25 protein-coding genes and 2 pseudogenes are annotated in these 23,865 nt (G+C 72.1%); 19 read left to right on the forward strand and 8 right to left on the reverse strand.

Annotation, left to right across the window (positions count from 1 at the left end; genetic code table 11):
- Nucleotides 1-107 precede the first annotated feature (107 nt).
- The 3 genes from ACWCP2_RS31955 (at nt 108) to ACWCP2_RS31965 (ending at nt 5,319) form a co-directional block, all read left to right on the forward strand.
- Nucleotides 108-3,317, forward strand: coding sequence for an NACHT domain-containing protein (locus ACWCP2_RS31955; protein ID WP_450912049.1), 3,210 nt, complete (start codon nt 108-110; stop codon nt 3,315-3,317).
- A 99-nt stretch (nt 3,318-3,416) separates the two neighbouring features.
- On the forward strand, nt 3,417-3,998 hold the full coding sequence (locus ACWCP2_RS31960; RefSeq protein WP_450912050.1) for a TetR/AcrR family transcriptional regulator: 582 nt from the start codon (nt 3,417-3,419) through the stop codon (nt 3,996-3,998).
- Between the two features lie 145 nt (nt 3,999-4,143).
- Complete coding sequence (locus ACWCP2_RS31965; RefSeq protein ID WP_450912051.1) at nt 4,144-5,319, forward strand: agmatine deiminase family protein; 1,176 nt, start codon at nt 4,144-4,146, stop codon at nt 5,317-5,319.
- A gap of 181 nt (nt 5,320-5,500) precedes the next feature.
- On the opposite strand, the pseudogene rpsN reads toward ACWCP2_RS31965, so the two are convergent.
- Nucleotides 5,501-5,759 (reverse strand): annotated as a pseudogene (rpsN, locus tag ACWCP2_RS31970) (30S ribosomal protein S14); the annotation flags it as partial.
- Nucleotides 5,760-5,853: 94 nt separating this feature from the next.
- Between rpsN and rpmG the strand changes: the two are divergent.
- From rpmG to rpsR, 4 genes and pseudogenes are all read left to right on the forward strand, one after another.
- Nucleotides 5,854-6,018, forward strand: coding sequence for a 50S ribosomal protein L33 (gene rpmG / locus ACWCP2_RS31975; RefSeq protein WP_375933416.1), 165 nt, complete (start codon nt 5,854-5,856; stop codon nt 6,016-6,018).
- Nucleotides 6,019-6,052: 34 nt separating this feature from the next.
- Nucleotides 6,053-6,301 carry a type B 50S ribosomal protein L31 gene (locus tag ACWCP2_RS31980; RefSeq protein WP_450912052.1) on the forward strand — a complete coding sequence of 83 codons (249 nt, stop codon included), beginning with the start codon at nt 6,053-6,055 and terminating at the stop codon, nt 6,299-6,301.
- Nucleotides 6,298-6,501 (forward strand): annotated as a pseudogene (locus ACWCP2_RS31985) (cobalamin biosynthesis protein CobW); the annotation flags it as partial. The gene ACWCP2_RS31980 and the pseudogene ACWCP2_RS31985, both read left to right, overlap by 4 nt.
- On the forward strand, nt 6,477-6,719 hold the full coding sequence (gene rpsR / locus ACWCP2_RS31990) for a 30S ribosomal protein S18 (protein ID WP_450912085.1): 243 nt from the start codon (nt 6,477-6,479) through the stop codon (nt 6,717-6,719). The pseudogene ACWCP2_RS31985 and the gene rpsR, both read left to right, overlap by 25 nt.
- 9 nt (nt 6,720-6,728) lie before the next feature.
- Here rpsR and ACWCP2_RS31995 read toward each other — a convergent pair whose 3' ends face one another.
- Complete coding sequence (locus tag ACWCP2_RS31995; protein WP_450912053.1) at nt 6,729-8,243, reverse strand: MFS transporter; 1,515 nt, start codon at nt 8,241-8,243, stop codon at nt 6,729-6,731.
- A gap of 142 nt (nt 8,244-8,385) precedes the next feature.
- On the opposite strand from ACWCP2_RS31995, the gene ACWCP2_RS32000 reads away from it, so the two are divergent.
- Nucleotides 8,386-8,901 (forward strand): MarR family winged helix-turn-helix transcriptional regulator, encoded by a 516-nt coding sequence (locus tag ACWCP2_RS32000; RefSeq protein ID WP_450912054.1) that lies wholly within the window; start codon nt 8,386-8,388, stop codon nt 8,899-8,901.
- 7 nt (nt 8,902-8,908) lie between these two features.
- On the opposite strand, the gene ACWCP2_RS32005 is transcribed toward ACWCP2_RS32000, so the two are convergent.
- The gene (locus ACWCP2_RS32005) at nt 8,909-9,496 is read right to left on the reverse strand and encodes an N-acetyltransferase family protein (protein WP_450912055.1); all 588 of its coding nucleotides are present in this window, start codon (nt 9,494-9,496) and stop codon (nt 8,909-8,911) included.
- A gap of 71 nt (nt 9,497-9,567) precedes the next feature.
- Entirely contained in the window at nt 9,568-10,140 is a 573-nt protein-coding gene (locus ACWCP2_RS32010; protein WP_450912056.1) for a TetR/AcrR family transcriptional regulator, read from the reverse strand.
- Between the two features lie 242 nt (nt 10,141-10,382).
- Here ACWCP2_RS32010 and ACWCP2_RS32015 point away from each other — a divergent pair, with 242 nt between their 5' ends.
- From ACWCP2_RS32015 to ACWCP2_RS32045, 7 genes are all read left to right on the forward strand, one after another.
- A complete protein-coding gene (locus tag ACWCP2_RS32015) occupies nt 10,383-11,396 on the forward strand; it encodes an agmatine deiminase family protein (protein ID WP_450912057.1) in 1,014 nt (337 codons plus the stop codon).
- Nucleotides 11,397-11,511: 115 nt separating this feature from the next.
- Nucleotides 11,512-13,212 (forward strand): ABC transporter substrate-binding protein, encoded by a 1,701-nt coding sequence (locus tag ACWCP2_RS32020; protein WP_450912058.1) that lies wholly within the window; start codon nt 11,512-11,514, stop codon nt 13,210-13,212.
- A complete protein-coding gene (locus tag ACWCP2_RS32025) occupies nt 13,209-14,168 on the forward strand; it encodes an ABC transporter permease (protein ID WP_450912059.1) in 960 nt (319 codons plus the stop codon). Before ACWCP2_RS32020 ends, ACWCP2_RS32025 begins: the two co-directional genes overlap by 4 nt.
- Nucleotides 14,165-15,019, forward strand: a complete 855-nt coding sequence (locus tag ACWCP2_RS32030; protein ID WP_450912060.1) for an ABC transporter permease — start codon at nt 14,165-14,167, stop codon at nt 15,017-15,019. The genes ACWCP2_RS32025 and ACWCP2_RS32030 overlap by 4 nt, the downstream gene beginning before the upstream one ends.
- Nucleotides 15,016-16,026 carry an ABC transporter ATP-binding protein gene (locus tag ACWCP2_RS32035; protein WP_450912061.1) on the forward strand — a complete coding sequence of 337 codons (1,011 nt, stop codon included), beginning with the start codon at nt 15,016-15,018 and terminating at the stop codon, nt 16,024-16,026. The genes ACWCP2_RS32030 and ACWCP2_RS32035 overlap by 4 nt, the downstream gene beginning before the upstream one ends.
- Nucleotides 16,023-16,862, forward strand: a complete 840-nt coding sequence (locus ACWCP2_RS32040; RefSeq protein WP_450912062.1) for an ABC transporter ATP-binding protein — start codon at nt 16,023-16,025, stop codon at nt 16,860-16,862. Before ACWCP2_RS32035 ends, ACWCP2_RS32040 begins: the two co-directional genes overlap by 4 nt.
- Before the next feature lie 92 nt (nt 16,863-16,954).
- A complete protein-coding gene (locus tag ACWCP2_RS32045; RefSeq protein WP_450912063.1) occupies nt 16,955-18,097 on the forward strand; it encodes an agmatine deiminase family protein in 1,143 nt (380 codons plus the stop codon).
- 51 nt (nt 18,098-18,148) lie between these two features.
- Here ACWCP2_RS32045 and ACWCP2_RS32050 read toward each other — a convergent pair whose 3' ends face one another.
- On the reverse strand, nt 18,149-18,559 hold the full coding sequence (locus ACWCP2_RS32050) for a DUF4440 domain-containing protein (RefSeq protein WP_450912064.1): 411 nt from the start codon (nt 18,557-18,559) through the stop codon (nt 18,149-18,151).
- Between the two features lie 262 nt (nt 18,560-18,821).
- On the opposite strand from ACWCP2_RS32050, the gene ACWCP2_RS32055 reads away from it, so the two are divergent.
- The 4 genes from ACWCP2_RS32055 (at nt 18,822) to ACWCP2_RS32070 (ending at nt 22,204) form a co-directional block, all read left to right on the forward strand.
- On the forward strand, nt 18,822-19,400 hold the full coding sequence (locus ACWCP2_RS32055) for a fasciclin domain-containing protein (RefSeq protein WP_450912065.1): 579 nt from the start codon (nt 18,822-18,824) through the stop codon (nt 19,398-19,400).
- 203 nt (nt 19,401-19,603) lie between these two features.
- Nucleotides 19,604-20,872: a class I SAM-dependent methyltransferase gene (locus tag ACWCP2_RS32060; RefSeq protein WP_450912066.1), complete on the forward strand. Its 1,269-nt coding sequence runs from the start codon at nt 19,604-19,606 to the stop codon at nt 20,870-20,872.
- A gap of 5 nt (nt 20,873-20,877) precedes the next feature.
- Nucleotides 20,878-21,600 (forward strand): alpha/beta fold hydrolase, encoded by a 723-nt coding sequence (locus tag ACWCP2_RS32065; protein WP_450912086.1) that lies wholly within the window; start codon nt 20,878-20,880, stop codon nt 21,598-21,600.
- Nucleotides 21,601-21,742: 142 nt separating this feature from the next.
- Nucleotides 21,743-22,204 (forward strand): hypothetical protein, encoded by a 462-nt coding sequence (locus tag ACWCP2_RS32070; RefSeq protein WP_450912067.1) that lies wholly within the window; start codon nt 21,743-21,745, stop codon nt 22,202-22,204.
- 14 nt (nt 22,205-22,218) lie between these two features.
- Here the strand turns inward: ACWCP2_RS32070 and ACWCP2_RS32075 are convergent, their stop codons facing one another.
- The 3 genes from ACWCP2_RS32075 to ACWCP2_RS32085 are packed head-to-tail and all read right to left on the reverse strand — an operon-like array spanning nt 22,219 to nt 23,790.
- Complete coding sequence (locus tag ACWCP2_RS32075) at nt 22,219-22,563, reverse strand: Asp23/Gls24 family envelope stress response protein (protein ID WP_450912068.1); 345 nt, start codon at nt 22,561-22,563, stop codon at nt 22,219-22,221.
- On the reverse strand, nt 22,547-23,212 hold the full coding sequence (locus ACWCP2_RS32080) for an Asp23/Gls24 family envelope stress response protein (protein WP_450912069.1): 666 nt from the start codon (nt 23,210-23,212) through the stop codon (nt 22,547-22,549). Before ACWCP2_RS32080 ends, ACWCP2_RS32075 begins: the two co-directional genes overlap by 17 nt.
- Nucleotides 23,203-23,790 carry an RNA polymerase sigma factor gene (locus ACWCP2_RS32085; protein ID WP_450912070.1) on the reverse strand — a complete coding sequence of 196 codons (588 nt, stop codon included), beginning with the start codon at nt 23,788-23,790 and terminating at the stop codon, nt 23,203-23,205. The genes ACWCP2_RS32080 and ACWCP2_RS32085 overlap by 10 nt, the downstream gene beginning before the upstream one ends.
- Nucleotides 23,791-23,865: the final 75 nt, after the last annotated feature.

The raw sequence follows: 23,865 nt of genomic DNA on the forward strand, positions 1-23,865 counted from the left end.
CCCGATCCCGGAGCCATGATGCCGTAGCCCGCTCGCCCGGCGGCCCGAGCAGGGCGCACTCTAGAATCGCGTCGGGCGGCACCGGCACAGCTCTACGGGGGGCACACGTGGAACCCACAGCCATCGGGCTCAAGTTGGCGACGGCCGTGATCGGCCCGCTCGTCAGGAAGTTCTTCGTCGCCGAGGCCCCCGGGGCGGGGCTGGTCGACAAGCCGGTCCGGCTCTCCGGGTACGTCTCCTTCAAGGGGGAGAAGCGCACCCTCACCGCGTCGGACGTCCGCACCCTGGCCGCCACCCTCGTCCAGCAGGGCCTGAGCACGGGCGAACGCCGGATCCCGGACGACGAGCACGAGGCCGTCACCGACGCCCTCGCCGCGACCCTGCACGCCCTGGGCGATCTCACGATCACGGACGTCGACGCCGTCCGCCTCGGCCCGGAGGCCTTCGCCCGCGCACTGCGCCGCGCGGCCGACCGCCCGGAGCGCCACCTCTCCGCCGATGCCACGCACTTCTACGAGGCCCTGCTCGGCGTGGCCTCGCTGCACATCCTGGAGTTCTTCACCCAGCGCAAGACCTTCACGGCGCACGCACTGGTGGGCCAGACCCAGGCGGTCGCCGAACTTACGGCAAAAACAGACGAGTTGATCCGTCGCACCCCGCTCCCCGACGCGGCGGACGCCGCGTTCGAGGCGGCGTACCTGCCCTACCTGGCGAGGAAGCACTCCAAGCTCACCCTCTACGGCATAGACCTGAGCAACTCACCGGCGCGCTGGCCGCTGGACGTGGCGTACCTGAGCCTGGAGGCGGCGCCGCTGGGACGCACGGAGATCTCCTGGGACGCCTACGAGACCGCGGACGACTTCCTCGCGGTGCAGCGGACCCTGCAGCGGACCCTGGAGCCCCAGCCCGCGGATCAGGCGCTGGCCCGCACCCCCCGCGTCCTTCTGCGGGGCGAGGCAGGCTCGGGCAAGACCACCCTCGTCCAGTGGCTCGCCGTGACCGCCGCGCAGCAGGACCGCCCGGACCGGCCCCCGTACCTCCGCGACCGGATCCCCTTCGTGCTCCCGCTCCGCACGCTCACCCGCCACGGCGAACGACTCCCGCCGCCGAAGGACTTCCTCACCGCCACCGGCTGCCCCCTCGCAGGCTCGCAGCCCGCCGGCTGGGAACACCGGGTACTGACCGCGGGGCGGGGGCTCGTCCTCGTGGACGGCATCGACGAGGTGCCGCAACCGGAGCGGGAGCGGACCCGCCGCTGGCTGCGGGACCTGATCGACACGTACGGCGGCGACAACCGCTGGCTGGTCACCTCGCGCCCCTCGGCCGTCGGCCAGGCCTGGCTCGCCGACGAAGGGTTCGGCGAACTGGCGCTGTCCTCCATGCGGCCCGCCGACACCGCCACCTTCATCAAACGCTGGCACGCGGCCGCCCGCGGCGGGTCCGAGTCCGCGGCCGAACTCGACGCGTACGAGGCACAGCTCCTCAGCGCGGTCCGCTCGAAGGCCGACCTCGGCAGGCTGGCCACCAACCCCTTGATGTGCGGCCTGATCTGCGCGCTCCACCGCGACCGGCGCGGCTATCTCCCGCACGGGCGCAAGGACTTGTACGAAGCGGCCCTCTCGATGCTGATCAGCCGCCGCGACCGCGAGCGGGACATGAACGTCCCCGACCTCCGGGAGGAGCCGCAGCTCGAACTCCTCCAACGGCTCGCGTACTGGCTGATCAAGAACGGCCGTACGGAGATGGACCGCTCCCAGGCCGAGGACATCATCGGCCGGGGCCTCCCCGCCGTCCCGGAGGCGGCGGCACTGGGAGACGCCCCGACCGTCTTCGAGCACTTCCTCCAGCGCAGCGGCCTGCTCCGCGAACCGACCCCGGGGACGGTGCACTTCGTCCACCGCACCTTCCAGGACTTCCTGGGAGCGCGGGCGGCGGTGGAGGAGGGCGACTTCGGCCTGCTCGCCGCGCACGCCGCGGACGACCAGTGGGAGGACGTCATCCGCATGGCGGTCGCCCTGGCCCGGCCGCGCGAGCGGATGTCCCTCTTCGAGGACGTGCTGGACCTGGGCGACCGCACCGCGGACCAGCGCGTCCGCTTCCGCGTCCACCTCCTGGCCGCCGCCTGCCTGGAGCACGCCACGACGCTGGACCCGGCGGTCCGCGGAGCGGTGGAGGAACGTGCCGCCAGGCTGATCCCGCCGCGCAGCGAGAGCGAGGCCCGCGCCCTGGGGGAGCTCGGTCCGCTGGTCCTGGACCTCCTTGACGGCCCCGACGACCAGGACGAGATGGCCGGCTACCACACGGTCGTAGCGGCTTCCTGGGTGCCGTCCGACGCCGCCGTGCCCCTGCTGAGCAGCTACGCGACCCACCCGTCGCTCAAGGTCCGCAGTCAGCTCATGTGGTCCTGGGCCCGCTTCGACAGCGCCTTGTACGCGGAAGAGGTCATCGCCCGTCTCGACCCGCAGGGGCTGCGCCACACCGTCACCAATGACGAGCAGGTGCACCACCTGGAGCGGCTGGGAGTTCCGGTGGAATCCCTGGACGTCCGCAGCCTCGTCTCCGTGGAGACGCTCGTCTCGTACCTCTCCCGACACGCGCTGACCGAGCTCAGGCTCAAGGACCACCCGGTGACGGATCTGGGATTCCTGACCGGCCAGACCAGGCTCTCGTCGTTCAGCGCCTCCAACTGTCCGGCGCTCGTCGACCTGTCCCCGCTCGCCGGGCTCCCCATCCGGACACTGGAGATCCAGAACCATGACGCCATGGATCTGAGCGCGCTGGAGCACCTCCCGGAGCTCACGACGCTCGACATCGAGGGACGGGCCGGACTGCGCTGGTCCGCGGAGACCCTCCACCCGAGCGCACCTCTTCAACGCCTGGTCCTCACGGGCCCGACAGCGGGAGGACTCAGGGGGCTCTCCCCCTACACCGGGCTGATGTCCCTCGACTTCGCGATCCCCGCCGCGTCGGCCGAGGACTGGCGGGTGCTGTCCGCACTGCCCGCCCTCCACGCGCTCTGCCTGGACGTGGCGTCGTTCGTGAGCCTCCCGGCCGGCGCCGTTCTGCCGCAGGTCACCGATCTGGGTCTCTGGCACGGAGAGGACGTCCGGGCCGTGCAGCAGGTGGTCGACCGGCTGCCGCAGGTCTTTCCCCGCCTGCGCGCCCTCGGCCTCGTAGGAGATCTGTCCCTGCACGTCGACACCTCCGCCGTGGAGGGGATGCCCACGTTCACTCACCTCCGGGTCGACACCCGCCGCTTCTCCTCGCGCCGGCTCGACGCACTGTTCACCTCCGCCGAGACCTCCACCCAGCGCTGACGGGACCACGGCCGGGACCGGCTGACCGGACCGGCTGACGGGACCTTCAGTCAATCCCCCTCGGCGGCAGCACCCGCCCTCCGGGTAAGGTGTCGGACCGTGGCTGATCGTCGAACGGCAATCATGGAAGGCGCCGCGCGGGTCATCGCCCGGCGCGGCGTACGCGGCCTGCGCGTGGAGGAGCTCGCCGCCGAGGCGGGCGTGTCCACGGCGTTGATCTACTACCACTTCAAGGACCGCGCGGGGATCCTCCGCGCCACCCTGGAGTTCATCAACGACCGCGCCGGCCGCTACACCGCGGAGCGGGACCCCGCCGATCCGCCGCTCGACGCCCTGGGCGAGCTGGAGCAGACGCTCCTGCTGGAGTTCCAGGACGACCCCGCGGTACGGGAGAACAGCACGGCCTGGGGAGAGCTGCGGGCCAGTGCGGTGTTCGACCCCGACCTGCGGGAAGACCTCGCCGGCGCGACCCGCGTCTGGATCCAGGAGGTGGGCGACCTCCTCGGACAGGCCCGCCCCATGGCCCCGCAGGCGGCCCTCTCCGGCGCCGCCGAGCGGCTGACCGCCCTGGTCGAGGGGCTGAGTACGCGCTGGCTCAGCGGCAGCCTGCCCCTGCCCCACGCCCGTGAGCTGATGGTGTCCTCCATCGCCGCCGAGCTGGACCGCCTCGCCCGTAACTGACCGCCCCGAGCCGCAGGCCCCGCAGGCCCCCCTCCCCCACCCAAGGGCCACGCACGCCCCGCGTCTTGACTGAATTTTCAGTCAGTGACAGAGTCGGACCATGGCCGGTCCCGGCCATACCCCCACCCGATCCGGAGGCCCCTCGATGCATGACTCCCCCGACGACAGCCGCTCCCTCCTCGGCCGGTTCTTCGGCTCCTCCCCCTCCCGCAGGCGCGTCCTCGGAGCCGCCGGACTCGGAGCGGCGGGCGTCGCGCTGGGGACCGCGGCCGCCGCGACCCCGGGGGCGCTGCGGGCGCCGAGCGCGGCGGTGCAGCGCTGGCGGGTGGACCTCGACGACGTTCCCCACGCCCGCACATGGATGTCCTGGCCCTCGCGCTCGTCCATCTGGGGCGGCCGCGCGCTGACCGGGGTGCAGGAGGACATCGCACTGATCGCGAAGACGATCGCGCGCTACGAGCCCGTCGTCATGTGCGCCCCGGACGCCTACACCGCCGCCACCGCCCGCTCCTGGTGCGGCTCCGGCGTGACGGTGACCACCGCCATCGGCACCGACGACCTCTGGATGCGCGACATCGCACCCGTCTTCCGCCGGGACGGCCGCGGCGGCCTCGACGCGATCGGCCTGAACTTCAACGGCTGGGGGAACAAGCAGGCCCACTCCTACGACGCCCACGTCGCGGAGAGCGTCGCGTACGAGGCCCATCTCCCCTTCAGCAAGACGGACTTCGTCGGCGAGGGCGGATCGATCGAGACCGACGGCGACGGCACCGTGATGGCCACGGAGAGCAGCCTCGTCAACAAGAACCGCAACCGGGGCTGGAGTCGCGCCGAGGTCGAGGACGCCGTTCTGCACGCGTACGGGGCCGACAAGATGATCTGGGTGCCGGGCATCAAGGGCAAGGACATCACCGACGACCACATCGACGTGACCTCGCGGTTCATCCGTCCCGGCGTGGTCATGGTCCAGGTGCCGCCGGCGGGCCGCGACGACGTCTGGGCGCGCGATGCCCGCGAGCAGTTCTCGATCCTCTCCGCGGCCACGGACGCCCGCGGCCGGCGGCTGACCGTCATCAAGGTCGACGGTCCCGACACCACGCGCTCGAAGAATCCCGAGTTCGTCGACTCGTACATGAACTTCCACGTGGTCAACGGGGCCGTCATCACGGCCCAGTTCGGAGACTCCGCGAAGGACGCGGCGGCGAAGCAGGCCCTGGCCGCCGCCTTCCCCGGCCGGACCGTGATCCAGCTCGACGTCGACCGCCTGATGGCCGGCGGCGGCGGCATCCACTGCTCCACGATGGCCGAACCGCGCCCGTAGAGCCCGGCCGTGGGCCCCGGGGCGCTGCCGCTACCGACACCGGCAGCACACCGGGGCACCGCACCTCCTGCCCGAACCCGCCCCGCACGGACGCACCGCCCTCCGCGCCGCCGATCCGCAACCCGCCCGCCCGGTGAGGGCGATACGGCACGATCGGCGGCCCCGCCCGGCCCCGCGTCCACCAAGACGACTTCGTGACGCCGGGCAGGAATCCGGCGTGCGCCTGTTCGCGCATCCGCACGCGGGACAGTCCGAACTTCCGCAGGTGGCCACGCGGCCGCCCGTCGACACCGTCACGGTTGCGCACCCCGGTCGCGCTCGCGTCGCGCGGCTGCTTCCGCAACTCGGCCACGGCCACCCCCCCGTTCGGCATCCGTCGAGGACGTCCTCCGGATGATCTCCTTCAGCTCCGCCCCCCGGGTGGCGTGGCGTTCGACGATCGCCTTGCGCCTCTCGTTCCGCGCGAGCCCCTCGCCGGGCTCTCTCGAACGGGATTGTTATTGAAAACGATTTCCATTCCCGTATAGTAGCGCCATGGCACGCAACGAAGTACGCCCGATCGTCAAGCTCCGCTCCACCGCGGGCACCGGCCACACCTACGTCACCCGCAAGAACCGGCGGAACGATCCCGACCGGATGGTGCTGCGCAAGTTCGACCCGGTGGTCCGCCGGCACGTCGACTTCCGCGAAGAACGCTGACCCCCGCCCCTCCCCCCGGCCTGAAGGGCACGCCATGAAGCCTGGAATCCACCCCGCCTACGGACCCGTCGTCTTCCGCGACAAGGCCGCCGGCTTCGCCTTCCTCACCCGCTCGACCGCCACCAGCGAGAAGACGGTCGCGTGGGAGGACGGCCACACCTACCCCGTCATCGACGTCGAGATCTCCTCGCGGAGCCACCCCTTCTACACCGGCACCGCCCGCGTCCTGGACACCGCCGGCCGCGTCGAGCGCTTCGAGCGCCGCTACGGGGGTGACAAGTGAGCCTGCCCGTCGTCATCGTCGGCCGCAAGGAGGTCGTCGACCGGCTGCTCCGCTCCGTCCCCGGCAGCGTCGCGCTCCACCACGACCTGGCCACGGCGGCCGCCGGTACCGTGCTGCGCGTCGTGCGCGACGCCTCGGGCGAACGGTCCCGGGGCGAGGCGCCGCTCGTCAACGACTGCGCCTGCTGCGCGCTCCGCGAGGGCTGAAGTCCCGCCCCAACCCCCTGGAGGCGGCGAAGATCACGTACATCGACTACAAGGACACCGATCTGCTGCGGAAGTTCGTCTCCGACCGCGGGAAGATCCGCAGCCGCCGCGTCACCCGGGTCACGGCGCAGCAGCAGCGACGGCTCGCCGCCGCGATCAAGAACGCCCGCGAGATGGCTCTGCTCCCGTACGGCAGCGGCGGCAGCCGGTAGGTCCCGGGTTCACACGGCGACCTGCTTGGTGCCGGACGGGTCGCCTGCGGCGACGCCGTGCTGTTCGTCCTCGGGACGTCCTTGGCGGGGCAGCAGGAACGTGAGGGCGAAGAACGCGGCCAGCAGGCAGGCCTGGACGACCAGCGCGTAGTGGAAGCCACTGGTGAACTCGCCGGCCTCGGCCCGGTCGAAGAACACGGAGCCGAACACGGCGACGCCGATGGAGCCCCCGATGGACTGGACCGCCGACAGGACTCCGGAGGCGGAGCCGATCTCGTCGTCGTCCACGGCGGCCAGGATGAAGCTGAACAGGGCGGCGATGACCATGCCCGCGCCGATGCCCGAAACGGCCACGCCCGGGGCGATGTCCCAGATCGAGAAGGACTCCGCGGTCAGCCCGTCGAGTTCGAACCAGAGCAGGGTCACGCCGGCGAGCTGGACGAGCGGACCGATCTGGAGGACCTTGCGGCCGATCCTGTCGGCGAGGACGGCGCCGCTGACCGCGCCGCCGATGGCCGTTCCCACCGCGAGCGGCAGGTTGCCGAGCCCCGCGTCGCCGGCGGTGAAGTGCCGGCCGATCTGGAGGTAGAGGGTCAGCACGAGCTGCGTGCCGACGAGCCCGGCGAAGAACAGGGCGATGGCACCGAGCCCGACGGTGAAGGCGGGCTTGCGCAGCAGGCCGGGGGTGACCAGCGGCTCCCGGCCCGCCGCGGCCGTACGGCGCTGCCGCAGGGCGAACAGGGCGAACCCGGCGGCCGAGGCCGCCATGGACAGCCAGGTCCACAGCGGCCAGCCGTCCTCCTGCCCCTGGTTCAGCGGCAGGACGAGGAGGGTGCAGGCCATCACGACCAGCGCCGCACCGGTCACGTCGATGCTCACCGTCCGGTCGCCGGGCTTCTTCGGTACGCACTTCGCGGCGACGATCAGGGCCGCGATGCCGATGGGCAGGTTGACCAGGAACACCGACCGCCAGCCGAGGCCGAAGAAGTCGCCCTCGATGAGGAAGCCGCCGAGGACCGGGCCGACGATGCCGCCGAGCCCGAGCACGGGCCCGAAGATCCCGAAGACCTTCGTGAGCTCGCGACCGGAGAAGTTCTCCCGCAGCAGGCCCAGCCCCTGGGGCAGCAGCATCGCCCCGGCGGCGCCCTGGAGCAGCCGGAAGGCGATCAGTGCCCCGATGTTCGGCACGAGCGCGCACAGCAGCGAGGTGGCGGTGAAGGCGGCCAGACCGAGCAGGAACATGCGGCGCCGCCCGTAGCGGTCGCCGAGCCGGCCGCCCAGCACGAGCCCGGCGCCCAGCGTGAGCGCGTAGCCGCCGATCACCCACTGCAGGCCGACGGAGCCGGCGCCGAGGGACCGCTCCAGGTCCGGGCCGGCGACGTTGACGATCGAGGCGTCCAGGAGATCCATGATCTCGGCGACGAGCATCACCACCAGGATCAGCCACCGCCACCGGTAGGGCTCGGGGGTCGCCTGGGTGGTCGCCTCGGGGGTCGCCTCGGGGGTGGGGGAAGGGTCACGCACGCCAGATACCTCCATCATGGAATAGTTCCATGGTGAAGGTAAAGTGGTGACGGTAGGTTGTCAAAAGCAGACCGCCGGCGCGGACCGTACGGCAGCGGACCGCAGCGGACGGCACGGCAGGAGAGAAGGGCGGAGGGCCTCCATGGAGGAAGCGCAGCGCGACGAGGTCGCGGCGCAGCACGAGCGGCTGATGGAATCGCTGAGGATCCACGGCCGCCACTACGCCGAACTCAGCCGGCGCTTCGCCGCCTGGCTGGGCCTGCACTCCACCGACGCGACCGCCGTACTGGAGATCGCCGCCGCCGAGGAGCGCGGCACCCCCCTGTCGCCGGCGCGGCTGAGCGAGCGCATCCCCCTGTCCACGGGGGCCACCACCGCGCTCCTCAACCGCCTCGAGGCGGCGGGGCACATCACCCGCGTCCGCGAGCACACCGACCGGCGCGTGATCACCCTGCGCAGCGGCGGCCACATCCAGGAACGGGCGGACGAGTTCTTCGGCCCGCTCGCCCACCGCCTCGACGCGGCGATGTCGCACTACCCGCCGCAACTCCTGGAGCAGTTCGACTCGTTCATGACCGACCTGAACTCCGCCATGGACACCCACCTCAGCGAGCAGGACACCGCGACGCAGCACTCCCCGGACGCCCGGAAACCATAGGGATGCCCTAGGGCGCGCTCCCCCCACCCGACGGGCGGAAGTCCAGCATGCAGAGCACCTTGTCGTAGCGGCGTTCGCCGACGGCGACGAAGCGGGGCAGGCGCCCGTACTCGGTGAAGCCCAGGGAGGCGTAGAGCCGCAGGGCCCGGGTGTTGTCACCCCGGGCGTCCAGCGTGAGGACCTCGATCCCGGCCCGGCGGGCGTCCTCGACGAGGGCGGCGGTCAGGGCCCGGCCGAGCCCGAGCCCGTGGGCTCCGGCGGCGACGGCGAGCTTCTCCAGGTCGGCGTGCGGGCGGTGGGTCGGGCGGGCGTAGCGCTGCCAGTACCCGAGTCCGACGAGCCGGTCTCCGAGGTAGGCGCCGCGCAGGGCCGCGTCCCCGGACCGTACGGCGTCGACCACGCCGTCGAGCAGCCGCGCCACCTCGTCCGCCCCGGGCGGTTCGACCCAGCCCAGCGCGGCGCCGCCGGCCACCAGCTCGGCCAGGATCCCGTGCGCCTCCGCGGCGAACCGGGCCGCCCGTTCCGGGTCGGACACCAGCTCCAGGGCGCCGACGATCACCGCTGCGGCGGCCGCGCCGCCCGTTTCACGATCCATGACCGCAGCCTAGGGGCGGCCGCCGAGCCGTGATCATCATCGGCGCGGCCGGCCGGTCCGGAGGGGACGGCCTACGCGGCCAGTTCCCCGTCGATCGCGTCGGCGAGGAGGCGGCGCGCGTGGTCCAGGGGCAGCGAGCCGCTCAGCCAGCGGACGCTGAGGCCTTCGAGGAGGGCCGTCAGGCGCTCGGCGGCGGCCGCGTGCTCGGGGGCCGTGCCGGTGGGGCGGGCCTGGGCGAGGAGGTAGGAGATCTCGTGGACCCAGCTGTGCGTGGCCTTGGCCACGTCCTCGCGCAGGTCGGGGTCGAATACGGCGCTGGCCCTCAACTCGCCCCAGGCGGTGCTGTTCTCCCGTACCTCCGGGGTCTCCTGGAGTTCGAGGAGCAGGGTCCGCTTCAGCTCGTCGCGGGGGCTCTCAGGATCGTCCGAGCCGTCCTCGCGTTCGGCCGTGTAGCGATCGGCGCGGTCGCTGATGAACTCCAGCGTGCGGCGCAGGATCCCGGCGCGGTCGGTGAAGTGGTAGTAGATCAGCGAGGTGGACACGCCCGCTTCGGCGGCGAGCTCCCCCACCCGGAGCCCGCGCACGCCGCGGCGCGCGATCACTCGCGTGGCGGCTCTGAGTATTTCCGTTCGACGGTCTGACACGAAGGGTCACTCTACCCGCCGACTCCGTCACCTGGGGCTTTTCCTGACCGTAACATCAGGGACCCGTTTCCGGGGGTTACGACGTGATCATGCCGGTTCAGGGCCCTCTCCGCAGTCCGTCCGCCACACGGTGTGACCGATTCCGCATCAGCTTGGCCAGAACCATTGACTGAATTTTCAGTTCGGTGGAGGATGCGGGCACCCCTTACGAACACTGACTGAATTTTCAAACAGGAGTGATCATGACGAGTTTCCGCATGCCGGCCGAGTGGACGGACCACGAGGGCTGCCTGATGGCGTGGCCGACCCGGCAGGAGCTGTGGGGCGAGGTCTTCGACGAGGTCAAGGTCGAGTACGCCCAGGTCGCCGGCGCGATCGCGGAGTTCGAGCCGGTCACCATGGTCGCGCTGCCCGGTGCCGGTGACGAGGCCCGCGCGCTGTGCGGTGAGGGCGTCGAGGTGATCGAGCTGCCGATCGACGACTCCTGGTTCCGGGATTCCGGTCCGATCTTCGTGCTCGGTCAGGACGGCCGGCGGGCGGGCGTGGACTTCCGCTTCAACGCCTGGGGCGGCAAGCACTTCCCCTACGACACCGACGACAAGATCGCCGCGGCCCTGCTGGCGCATCTGAACGTGGACCGCGTCGACTCCCGGATGATCCTCGAAGGCGGCGCGATCACCGTCGACGGCGAGGGCACGCTGATCACCACCGAGCAGTGTCTGCTGCACCCGAACCGCAACCCCGACATGACCAAGGAGGAGATCGAGGCCGAGCTGATCGCCCGCCTCGGTGTCACCAAGGTCATCTGGCTGCCGTACGGCGGTCTGCTGGACACGGAGACCGACGGCCACGTCGACGGCGTCTGCGCCTTCGTCGCCCCCGCCACGGTCGTCGTCCAGCTCCCGAGCGACCCCGCGCACCCCGACTACGAGCGCATGCGCGTCAACCGCGCCGTCCTGGAGGGGTCCACCGACGCCGCCGGCCGCCCCTTCACGATCATCGACCTGCCGCAGAGCAACCTCGTCGAGGTCGACGGCAAGGAGACCGAGGTCGGCTACCTGAACTTCTACATCGCCAACGGCGGGGTCGTCGTCCCGATCGCCGGCACCACCGAGGACGAGGGCGCGCTCGCCGTCATCGCGTCCGCGCTGCCCGGCCGCAAGGTCGTCGGAGTCCGCTCGCGCGTGATCGCGTACGGCGGCGGCGGCGTGCACTGCATCACCCAGCAGATCCCGGCGGCCGGCCGCACCGCCTGACGCGCTCGCCCCCTTTTGCCGTGCCCGGGCCGGCGGCCGGCCCCCGAGACTCCCCTCCTCGACCCGCTCGCCGCCTGCCCGTACCTCCCCGCCCCGCATGGAAGAGAGAGCCCCGATGCCCAGATCCCTTCCCTGGTCCAGAGCCGCCAGGTCCGCCGGCCGCACCGCCCCCGCCCCCGCTGCCGCGGCCGCCTCCCGCCGATACGTCCTGCCCGTCGCCGCGCTGGCCGCCCTCAGCCTGGTGGCCGCATGTTCCGGGCCGCCCAAGGGCGGCGGAGGCGGCAAGGACACGGCCTTCAAGCTGTCCGCCGGCACCCCCGCCGCCGCGGGTGAGATCGACTCCTTCACCTGGGCCGTGTACGCGGAACCGCCGACGCTGGACTACATATCGGCCTTCGACTACCCGGCGAACACGATCCTGTCGAACGTCTGCGAGAGCCTGATGCGGTGGACCCCGCAGCTCACCATGGCTCCGGGACTGGCCGAGAAGGCCACCAACCCCAATGACCTGACCTGGATCTACGACCTGCGCGCGGGCGTGCGCTTCCACGACGGCGGCACGATGACCGCCGACGACGTGGTCCACAGCCTGGGCCGTCAGATGGACCCGAAGAACGGGGCCGCCTGGAACAGCAACTTCTCCAACGTCGAGTCCGTCACCAAGACCGGCCCGCTCCAGGTGACCGTCAAGCTGAAGCAGCCCGACTCGCAGTTCCCCCAGTACATGGCGACCGCCGCCGGCGTCGTGGCCTCCAAGGCCGGGATCCAGAAGGCGGGCGAGGACTACGGCACCAGCGGCAGCCTGGACTGCACCGGCCCCTTCAAGCTGGGCACCTGGAACAAGGGCCAGTCGATCGAGCTCCAGCGCTTCGACGGCTACTGGGGCACCAAGGCCAAGTCCGCGAAGGCCGTCTTCACCTTCCTCACCGACCCCAACGCCCGTACGAACGCCATGCTGAGCGGCGAGGCCGACGGCGGCTACCTCATCCCCACCGAGAGCTACGACCGGCTGCGCGCGAGCGGCGCCGGCACGCTCTACTTCGGCGAGGGCCTGAGCACCGTCAACGTCAACGTGACGAGCATGAAGGGCGCGCTCGGCGACGTCCGCGTCCGCCGGGCCCTGTCCCTGGCCCTGGACCGCCGCGGCTTCGTCAAGGCGGGCCTGGGCGGCGCGGGCACCGTGACCAGCTCGCTCACCACCAAGGCGATCTGGGCCGCCGCGCCCCCCGCCATCCGCGCGTCCGCCTTCGACACCCTGCCCTCCCCCGACCAGAACGTCGAGGCGGCCAAGCGGATGATCGAGGAGGCCGGCGCCACCGGCAAGACGCTGACGGTGGCGACCAGTTCGATCGGCCAGGACGTCTCGGTGCTGGCCACCGCCATCCAGGACGCCGGCACCAAGATCGGCCTGAAGGTCCAGCTGAAGACCATCGCCCCGAACGCCTTCACCTCGCTGTTCACCGATCCCGCGGCGCGCGAGGGCATCGACATGTTCCCGGAGACGTACTACGACTCCATCACCGACCCGATGGACATGCTGAGCAACTTCCAGACCGGGGCCTACCAGAACTACGCCGGCTACAGCGACGAGTCCTACGACGCGCTGGCCGACAAGGCCCGGGCCGAGTCGGACCCGGCCAAGCGCTTCTCGGCGGCCGCCGAACTCCAGAGGAAGGCCTCCGACCAGGTCCTGTGGATCCCGGTCGCCGAATGGCCCACCGCGGTCTTCCTGAACAAGCGGATCACCGGCGCGCCCACCACCATCTCCTACCTCTACTACCCGTGGGCCGCGGATGTCGGGGCGGCCGCGCGATGAGTTTCCTGCGCTTCGCCGCACGGCGGCTGGCCGAGATGGCCGCCACCCTGCTCGGCGCCTCCTTCGTGATCTTCGGCGCGCTGTACCTGGCTCCGGGCAATCCGGCGAGCTTCCTCCTGGGCGGCCGCTCGGCCTCCCCGGAGGCACTGCAGGCGATCAACGAGCACTACCACCTGGACGACCCCTTCGCGGTGCGGTACCTGAACTGGCTCGGCCAGGTGGTGCAGGGCGACTTCGGCCGCTCGATCACGTACCGCACGGACGTGTCGCGGCTGCTCGCGGACCGGCTGCCCAACACCCTGATGCTGATGTCGATGGCGCTCGTACTGGTCCTCGTGTTCGGGCTGCTCCTGGGCTGGATCGGCGCCGTCCGCGGCGGGAAGGCCGACTCCGCGATCCTGGTGACGACCACCGTCGCCATCGGCACCCCCTCGTTCGTCGCGGCGGTCCTGCTGCAGGGCCTGTTCGCCGTGAAGCTGGGCTGGTTCCCCACCGGCGGGACCGGCGAGGGGTTCGGCGGGATGCTCTGGCACCTGACCCTGCCCGCCGTGGCCCTGGCGCTGTACCTGATCGGCATGCTCGCCCGGGTCACCCGGGCCGCGATGCTCGAAATCCTCGGCCAGGAGCACGTCACGGTCGCCCGCAGCCGCGGCGTCTCCACGAGCCAGGTCATCCGGCGCCACGTCTTCCGCAACGCGCTGGGCACCGTGCTCACCACCGGCGGGCTCATCGTCTCCACCCTGCTGGTCTGCACCGTCCTGGTGGAGTCCGCCTTCAGCGTGGGCGGCATCGGCCAGCTCCTCGAACTCTCCACCACCACCAAGGACTTCCCCACCGTGCAGGCCATCTCCCTCATCATGGTCGCGCTGTTCATGACGGTGAACCTCGTCGTCGACCTGCTCCATCCGCTGGTCGATCCCCGGGTCACCCTCGGCTCCGCGAAGAAGGCCTCGTGAGCTCCGTCCTGGTGCGCCGGCCGGGCCTCGCCCGGCTCCGGACCTCCCGCGCCCCCCTGTCCCTGCTCTGTACGGGCTTCGTCGCCCTCGTGGTCGTCGTCGCGGTGCTCGCCCCCTGGATCGCGCCCTACGATCCCAACGCGGTCGACCTGGGCAACGCCCTCGCGGGCCCCTCCGGCGATCACCTCCTCGGCGTCGACGCCTCCGGGCGCGACACCTTCTCCCGGCTGGTCCTGGGCGCCCGCACCTCGCTGCTCGGCCCGCTCGGCGTGGTCGTCTTCTCCACCGTGGCCGGCGTGGCGATCGGCACCGCCGCCGCCTGGCGGGGCGGCTGGCTGGACTCGGTCCTCTCCCGCAGCACCGAGCTGGTCTTCGCCTTCCCCGGCATGCTGCTGGCCATCCTGATCGTCTCGGTCTACGGCGAGGGCCTGCTGGCCCCCGTCATCGCCCTGGCCATCGCCTACCTGCCGTACGTCAGCCGGCTGACCCGCTCCCTCGTGCTCGCCGAGCGCGCCCGCCCGTACGTGGAGGCGTACCGCGTGCAAGGACACTCCGGGGCGCAGATCTGCCTGCGCCACGTGGTCCCCGCGGTCATGCCCGTCGTCCTCGCGCAGTCCGCGATCAACTTCGGCTACGCCCTGATCGACCTGGCCGGCCTCGCCTTCCTCGGGCTGGGCGTACCGGCCCTGACCCCCGACTGGGGCCGCATGGTCTTCGACGGCAACGCCGCCATCCAGGCCGGCTACCCGCTCTCCGCGATCGTGCCGTGCGCGGCCATCGTGCTGACCGTGGTCGCCTTCAACGTCGTCGGCGAGAACTGGGCCGACAAGGTAGCCCGGAGGGCGCGATGACTCTGAAGAACACCCTTGAGATCGAGGGCCTGCGGCTGCGTCTGCCGGGAGCCGTGCGGCCCGTCCTCGACGGCGTCGGGCTCACCGTCGGCCCCCGGGAGACCGTGGCGCTGGTCGGCGAGTCCGGCTCGGGCAAGAGCCTGACCTCGCGCAGCGTGCTGGGGCTGCTGCCCGAAGGGGCCCGTACGGAGGGCGAGGTACGGGTGGCCGGGGACGACGTGCTCACCATGTCGCCGGGCCGGCTGCGGGTGCTGCGCACCAGCACGGCGGCCATGATCTTCCAGGACCCCCGGGCGGCGGTCAACCCGATGCGCCGGGTCGGGGACTTCCTCACCGAGAGCCTGCGGCTGAACGCCAAGGCGGGCAAGGCGGTCGCCGAGGAGCGGGCGGTGGCCATGCTGGAGGCCGTCGGCCTCACGGCGGGCGCCCTGCGCAAGTACCCCGGACAGCTGTCCGGCGGCATGCTGCAGCGCGTCGTGATCGCGGCGGCGCTGATGGGTGATCCCGCCCTGATCCTGGCCGACGAACCCACCACGGCACTGGACGTCACCAGCCAGGCCGAGGTGATCGGCCTCCTCGGTGATCTGCGCGAACGCTTCGGAACGGGGCTGCTGTTCGTCACGCACGACCTCGGGCTCGCCGCCGCGATCAGCGACCGGGTGTACGTGATGTACGCGGGCCGGATCGTGGAATCGGGCCCGGCCGCCGAGCTGTTCGCCCGGCCCCGGCACCCGTACACGGCGGCCCTGCTGAACTCCACCCCGCGCCTGGACGCACCCCGCGGGCGGCTCGCCGCGATCGAGGGGCGTCCGCCGAGCCTGCGGGAGGAGCTGAGCGGCTGCCCCTTCGCCGCGCGCTGCGTGCTCGCGACCGACGTCTGCACCCGGGAGGCTCCGGCCCTGCTCCCGGTGGCCGGGGAACCGGACCGGCTCGCGTCCTGCCACCACGGCGAGCTGATCGCCGAACAGGAACGGACGGGCACCCAGCGGAAGGAACTCCACCCATGAGCACCGCCACCGGCGCGAGCGCCGGCACCACGGCCGCCGCGACGAAGACCGTCCTGGAAGTCCTGGGCCTGCACCGGAGCTACGGAAGCGTCCGGGCCGTGGACGACGTGTCGTTCCGGCTGGCCGAGGGCGGCTCCCTCGGCATCGTCGGCGAGTCCGGTTCGGGCAAGACGACCACGGCCCGCATCGTGGTGGGCCTGGAACACGCGGACGAGGGCCGGGTGCTGATCCACGGCCGCGACCGGGGCGACCACGCGCGCGGCAAGGCGCGCCGGCTCGCCCGGGCCCGTGAGGTCCAGATGGTCTTCCAGGACCCCTTCCTGTCCCTGGACCCGCGCACCACCGTGGGCGCGGCCCTGCGGGAGACCCTCGCCCTGCACTTCCCCGGCGCCGATCACGCGCGCCGGATCACCGAACTGCTCGACCAGGTCGGCCTCGGTTCCCGCGAGGCGGACGCGCTGCCCCGGCAGTTGTCGGGAGGGCAGCGCCAGCGCGTGGCGATCGCCCGCGCGCTGGCCGTGGAGCCTGCCGTCCTCGTCCTCGACGAGGCGGTGGCCGCCCTGGACGTCTCGGTGCAGGCGCAGATCCTGAACCTGCTCTTCGACATCCGCGAACAGACCGGCATCGGCTACCTGTTCATCACCCATGACCTCGGCGTCGTGCGCTGCGTGACCGATGACGTGATCGTCATGCGGAGCGGCCGGATCGTCGAGTCGGGTCCGACGCAGGAGGTCCTCGCCGACCCCCAGCACCCCTATACGCGCCTGCTCCTGGAGTCCGTACCCCGTCCGGGGTGGGATCCGCGGAGCATCGCCGCCGCGCGCCGCGCGCTGTGAGGGGGGCCGTGGGAACGGCGGTTCCCGCGGCCCGGCGGTTCATCACCCAGCGGTTCATCACCCCACCAGGCACAACTGATCGGAGATCAGAGATGAACGAGCACGTAGCAGGGAAGCTGGACAGACGAGGGTTCCTGGCCGCGGCCGGTCTCACGGCCGCGGGCGCCGCTCTGGCATCGCTGGGCGGGCAGGCCTTCGCGGCCGGCCGGCCGTCGGCGGCGGCAGCCGGGGCCTTCGCCGTACCGTGCGAGACCGTCCGGCACACCCGGACGTGGATGGCGTGGCCCGACCGGACCTCCATCTGGGGCAACCAGCTGTCGGGGGTGCAGGCCAACATCGCGCTCATCGCGAAGACCATCGCGAAGTACGAACCGGTCGTGATGCTCGCCAACCCCGCGAGCCTCTCCAAGGCGAAGAGCGCCTGCGGGACCTCGGTCACCGTGATCAGTTCGATCCCCGTGGACGACTGCTGGATCCGTGACAGCGGGCCGGTGTTCCGTACCAACGGGGCGGGCGGACTGGATGCGTTCGGCACCAACTTCAACGGCTGGGGCAACAAGCAGAGCCACGCCAAGGACGCCCTGGTGGCGAGCCGCGTCGCCGCCTACGCCGGGGTGGCGTTCAGCACCGCCTCGTTCGTCGGCGAGGGCGGCTCGGTGGAGACGGACGGCGCCGGCACGCTCATGGCCACGCGCAGTTCCCTCATCAACTCCAACCGCAACCCCAACAAGAGCCAGGCGCAGCTGGAGGCGGCCCTGTGCGCCGCCTACGGCGCGTCCAAGGTGATCTGGTTCAAGGGCATCTCCGGCCAGGACATCACCGATGACCACGTGGACGCCACGTCCCGGTTCCTCGAAGCGGGCAGGGGCCTGGTCCAGATGCCGCTCGCGAGCGACAACGACGTCTGGGCCAAGGACGCGCGCGAGCAGTACCAGATCCTGTCCACCTCCACCAGCGCCCAGGGCAGCCCGATCGCGGTCACCAGGCTCCAGGGCCCCGACTACGACAAGATCCGCTCCACGAACCCCGACTTCGTGGGCTCGTACGCCAACTACTACGTGTGCAACGGCGCGGTGATCTCCTCGCAGTTCGGTGACACCCGCGCCGACGCCGCGGCCAAGGCCACCCTCCAGCAGCTCTTCCCCGGCCGGGTGGTCGTGCAGCTGAACATCGACAGCCTGGGCGGGGGCGGCGGCGGCATCCACTGCGTCACCCAGCAGCAGCCCGTCGCGTAACCGCTCCCCCGCACGTCCGGCCCCCCGCTGTCCGCGGGGGGCCGGTTGTGTCTACGGGGCCACGTCGTCCCAGGCCATCGCGCTCATCCGCCAGCCGCCGGGGGTGCGGACGTACTGCGTGGTCTTGTGGCCGGTGCCCTCGAACCACGCTCCGTCGAGGTATCCGGACTTGCGGTACTCGCTGAACCGGTGCGCGACCGAACCGAAGACCTCGGTGCGCTCGGCGACCTCCCATTCGCGGAACTCCGTCAGCGTCCCGTCGGTGAGGATCTTCTCGCGCGGCTCGATGAAGCCGTCGAGGTCGTAGATCACGGGCTCGGCCCCGACGTTCTTGATGATCATCCCCTGGGGAATGAACACCTCTCGGATGGCGCCCAGATCCGGCCGCCCGCCTCCGGCATTGGTGAACGCACCGAGGAAGACACGCATCAACCGGTCCAGCTCGGCCTTGACTTCGGACACGCAGACCCTCCCGAGGGCGAAGATTCCCGGCCGATCCTCGCCCACCACCGGCAGGAGGGCAATGGCCGGCCCGCACCCGCGCACCACCGGGCGTTCTCGGAGCGGGCGACCTCCAGGCGAAAGGGGCAATAGTCGCATAGAGATTATTTCGTATGTTTCTCCAGCAACCGAAAGGCCTTCCGGCTGCGAATGAACGGGTGAGAGGGACAAGCGGGCTCCGGACGGGGCAGACCGTCGGACCCGCCTCCACGAGGAGAAGCACATGAACACTCACCACGTACGCCGGTCCGCCGCGCTCGCGGCAGCAGCGTTCGCATTCCCCATCGCCCTGGGCGTGGCGGCCCCGGCGTTCGCCGCACCGCAGCAGACCGATCCCTTCGGACCCGCTTGCGCCTCGGTGCCCAAGGAGGGCTCCGGCAGTCTCGCCGGCATGGCCAAGGACCCCGTGGCCACCGCCGCGTCCAACAACCCCGCCCTGTCGACGCTCGTCACGGCGGTCAAGAAGGCCGGCCTGGTCGACACCCTGAACAACGCCAAGGGCATCACCGTGTTCGCGCCGACCAACGAGGCCTTCGCGAAGATCCCGAAGGCTGACCTGGACAAGATCCTGGCCGACAAGGCCGAACTGACCAAGATCCTCACCTATCACGTGGTGGGCGAGAAGATCACCCCGAAGCAGCTCGGCGCGGGCACGTTCAAGACCCTGGAAGGCGGCTCGCTCAGCACGGCCGGATCCGGCGAGAGCTTCACCGTCAACGGCAAGGCGAAGATCGTCTGCGGTGACGTCCAGACCGCCAACGCCACCGTCAACATCATCGACACGGTCCTCAGCCCCAAGTGAGCTGCTGCGGGGAGCGGTGGAGGCGGTGCTGCGGCCGGCCTCGATCCTCCCCGCGAGGGAGAAGGGGGCCGGGGAGGCGGACCGGACACGTTCGGACCAATCCGCGCCGCGGTTCGCCGCGAATCCCCCACGACGTCGGCACGCCGGCTCGACTTTCCGCCACCTCGACACCGTTCAGGTTCTCCCACGGAGGGACTATTCCGATGAGGCCCGCAGCCGACCGCCTGGCCGACCTCCTCAGCCACCTCGTCGACGGACCGCTCCCGGTGCGGCTGCGCGCCTGGGACGGCAGCGAGGCCGGGCCCGCGGACATGCCCCTGATAGCCCTGCGCGGGCCCGACGCGCTGCGCCGACTGCTGTGGCAGCCGAACGAGCTCGGGCTCGCCGAGGCGTACGTCGCCGGTGACATCGACGTCGACGGCGACCTGGCCCAGGCCCTCGGCCGGGCCGGCCGGTCGGTCCGCGACCAGGGGATCCGGTGGCCGGGCGCGGGTGCGCTGGCCTCGGCCACCGTGCTCGCCGCCGGACTGGGCGCCGCGGGGCCCCCTCCCCGGCGCCCGCACGGCCGCGCCCGTCTGAGCGGGCGGCTCCACAGCGCTTCCCGGGACCGGGCCGCGATCAGCCACCACTACGACCTGTCCAACGCGTTCTACGCCGTGCTGCTCGATGCCACGATGGCGTACTCCTGCGCCTACTGGACCCGCCCCGCGGACGCCTCGTACGGTTTGGCCGAGGCCCAGGCCGACAAGCTGGAGCTGATCTGCGGCAAGCTCGGGCTGCGCGCCGGGGACCGGCTCCTGGACGTCGGCTGCGGCTGGGGCTCCCTCACGGTCCACGCCGCCCGGGAGCACGGGGCGAGGGTCACCGCGGTCACCCTGTCCGCGGCGCAGCGGGACTTCGTCGCCGCCCGGGCCGCACGCGAGGGTGTGGCCGGCCTGGTGGACGTCCAGCTGCGGCACTGGCGGCACATCGACGGCGGAGGCTACGACGCGGCCGCCGCCGTCGAGATGGGCGAGCACGTCGGGGACGCCGAGTACCCGGAGTTCGCCGGGATGCTGCGGGCGGCGCTGCGCCCGGAAGGCCGGCTGCTCATCCAGCAGATGTCCCGGGGGGCCAACGCCCCCGGGGGCGGCCGTTTCATCGAGACGTACATCGCTCCCGACATGCACATGCGTCCCCTGGGCCGGACCGCGGACCTGCTGGAGTCCGCCGGCCTGGAGGTCCGCTCCGTGGAGTCCCTCCGCGAGCACTACACCAGGACCATCGACGCCTGGCGGGGCAACCTGGAGGACAGGTGGGGTGACGTCGAGGACCTCGTCGGCGAGACCACGGGGCGGGTGTGGCGGCTCTACCTGGCCGGGGCCTCCCTCGCCTTCGCCGAGGGCCGCATGGGCGTCGACCAGTTCCTCGCGGTCCGGCCCACCCGCGAAGGCGGCTCGGGGATGGACGCCGCGTCCGGTGGAAGCCGGTGAACCGTCTGCACGGCGTCGCGCAGGACCCGGCCCCGGCCCTGGTCCCGGTCTTTCGCCACCGGCTGCCGCGGCAGTCGGAGGCGGCGGTCCTCCTGCTCCACGGGGGCCGCGCGGACGCGCTGCAGGCGCCGCCCCGGCTGAACCTTCCGTCGCTGCGGATGCGTCCGTTCGCCTCCGCGCTGCTCCGGGAGACCTTCGACGAGGCCGTGCTGATCGCCCACGTCCGCTACCGGCACCGCGGCTGGAACGGTGCGCACGCCCATCCGGTGGCCGACGCGCTGCGCGCGCTCGACGAGCTCCGCGCCCTGGCCGGTCCGGTTCCCGTCGTCCTCGTCGGCCACTCCATGGGCGGCCGCGCCGCCCTGCGCGCGGCCGCCGACCCGCAGGTCAAAGGGGTCGTCGCCCTCGCGCCCTGGTGGCCCGCCTCGGAATCCACCGGCCACCTGCGCGGCCGTACCGTCATCGCCCTGCACGACGAAGCCGACCGGGTCACCGCCGCGGCGGACACCTGGGCCTGCCTCACCCGTGCCCGGAGCGCAGGGGCCCGGGTCGAGGGGATCCGGATGCCCCGTGGCGGCCATTCGATGCTCCGGGACGCCGGCCGATGGCACCGCGTCACGGTGGAGGCCGTCGACGCGGTCCTCGGGAACGGCCCGCCCGTCGCGGAACGCGCCTGGAGCGGCGCGCTCCCCGGGGCGGTCCGGCCATCCGGTCCGACAAACGGGTGATCCTGCAATCGCGCCCGTAACGGAGCCGCGGACGGATTGTCCTACCGATATGACGTCTTCGCACACGCTGTCCCGGCAGTCGCCCCGAGTCGCTGCCTTCCTTTCCCTTCCCGCTCCGGGTGAACGCCGCAGGCTCCGGGAGATGTGGGACCTGACGCCCCAGCAGGTGGCCGTGGCCTTCGGAGTACGGGCGGCGACCGTACGCTCGTGGGAGGCGGGGCGCAGCGAGCCCAGAGGCAAGCGCCGCGAGGCGTACCGCCGCTTCCTTCAGGGCCTTGCCCAGCGCGCCGACATCCAGCCCCGTACCGCTGTGCTGCCGGCCAGCCGCAGCCCGGAGGGCTCCGTGCCTCCGGCGCCGGCTCCCCGGGCGTCGGCGCCCGGGGAGCGGAAGCCGGCCGTTCCCGGCGGCGGAGCCTCCCCGTCCGGCGCGGTGGCGCCGCCGCCCCCGGCGCCGGTGGCGGCGGCCGTGAGCCGCTCGCGGGCGGTGGCCCTGGTGCCGGAAGCCCGCTGGGTGCCGTGGATGGGCGGGGTGGCCGCGGCCATCGGGGGGTGGGCGCTGATGCTGGTCCTCCTGAACACCTGGCTGCCGGGCTGGGCCGGCTGACCCGCCGCCGCTCCTCAGACGATCCCGGTCACGGTGACGCGTACCGGGATCGCCTGCGCGGAGGGGTGGGCGGCCTGGACCGTGGCGCGGATGGCGCGGGTCACGTCCAGGGCCCGGTGTCCGCGCAGGAGGACGACCTCGACCTCGACGGCCGGCCCCCCTCCCTGACGGGTGGGGGTGATGCGGACGCCGGCGGTGCGGCGCACGGGCGCGCCCGGTGGGTGGAGGCCCGCTCTGGAAGTGGCCGCCGTGCGCAGGAGGTCGCCGAGGGCGGGCTTGAGGAAGGCGACGCCCGGCACGGCCAGGACGGCCCGGCTGATCGCCGTGTGGGTCGCTTCGCGGTCATTGGCCGTGGTCATCGAGTTCCTCGTCGGCGGGTTCGTGGTGGAGGTCGGTGACGGTCACGTCGATGGAGGCGACCGGCAGGCCCAGGTCCTGTCCGGCGGCCGCCGTGATCTGCCGGCGGACCCGGTCCGCGGTCTCCTGGAGCGCGCGGGTCATGCCGACGGTGACCTCGATGCGGATCCGTGCGGGTGTCCGCGTCCGGCTCCCGGGGCGGGCGGCGGGTCCGGGGCTGACGCGGCAACTGCCCGCACGGACCCCGGGGACCCGTTCGGCTGCCGCGCGGAAGGTCCGGGCGGCGACGGCTTCGTAGATCCAGGCGTCCTCGTCGGCCTCGCCCAGGGCGAGGGTGTGACCGGGGCGCAGTTCCAGGCGTACGACGTCCATGATGCTCGCGGTGAGCCGGGCCGCGCCGGCTTCCCAGTCCTCGCCGGTGTCCTGCCGGTCGCGCGCGACGGCGCTGCGGAGCCGTGCGAAGTCCTCGAGCGCCGCGGTGCAGTGCTCGCACCGGGCGGTGTGGGCGTCGGCGGGCTGCGCGTGCGGGCGCCGCAGGATCTGGTCCTGCTCGTCCCACAGGGCCGCGAGGTCCCTTCCGCAGGGCAGGAACCCCTCGTCGTCATCGGCCGTCGGGTCCTGCTGTGGCAGGTGGGATTCGTTCATCGCCATGCGACCATCGCCTCCGTCAGACAGCGCCGCGCCCGGAACACTCTGGCCCGTACGGCTTCCTGGCTGATTCCGACCGTCTCCGCGATCGTCTCGTACGGCATCGTCTCGATCTCCCGCAGGACCCAGCAGGCGCGCTGCTCCGGGGACAGGACCGCCATCGCCTTGCCCAGCGCGTGCACGGCGGCCTGGGACTCCGCGGCGCGCTCGGGGGAACTCTGGTGTTCGGGTGCGGCCTGCTCGGGGAGCTCGTCGATGTCCGTGGCGGGACGGCGGGCGCGCAGGGTGTTCAGGCAGCGGTTGCTGACGATCCTGTGCAGCCAGGTGCCGAATCCCGACTCGCCCCGGAATTCGGGGAGCTTGCGCCAGGCGCTGATGAAGGCGTCCTGGACGGCGTCCTCGGCCTCGGACCTGTTGCCCAGGAGCTGGGAGGCCAGCCGGAGCATGGCCGGCCCGTGCCGGCGGACCAGCGTCTCGAAGGCCTCCTCGTCCCCTTCCGCCGCCCGGACGGTGAGGAGGGCGTCGTCGGACCGGTCCGCCGCTCCGGGCCGCCGTGGCCTTGGATCCTGCTCAGCCGTCACCCACTCGCTCCCTTCACGTTCCCTACGTTGGACACGCGTGCATCCCCTTCGTTACGGGGACCGGCGGAGAATTCC

This window comes from Streptomyces sp. NPDC002104 (assembly GCF_053593795.1).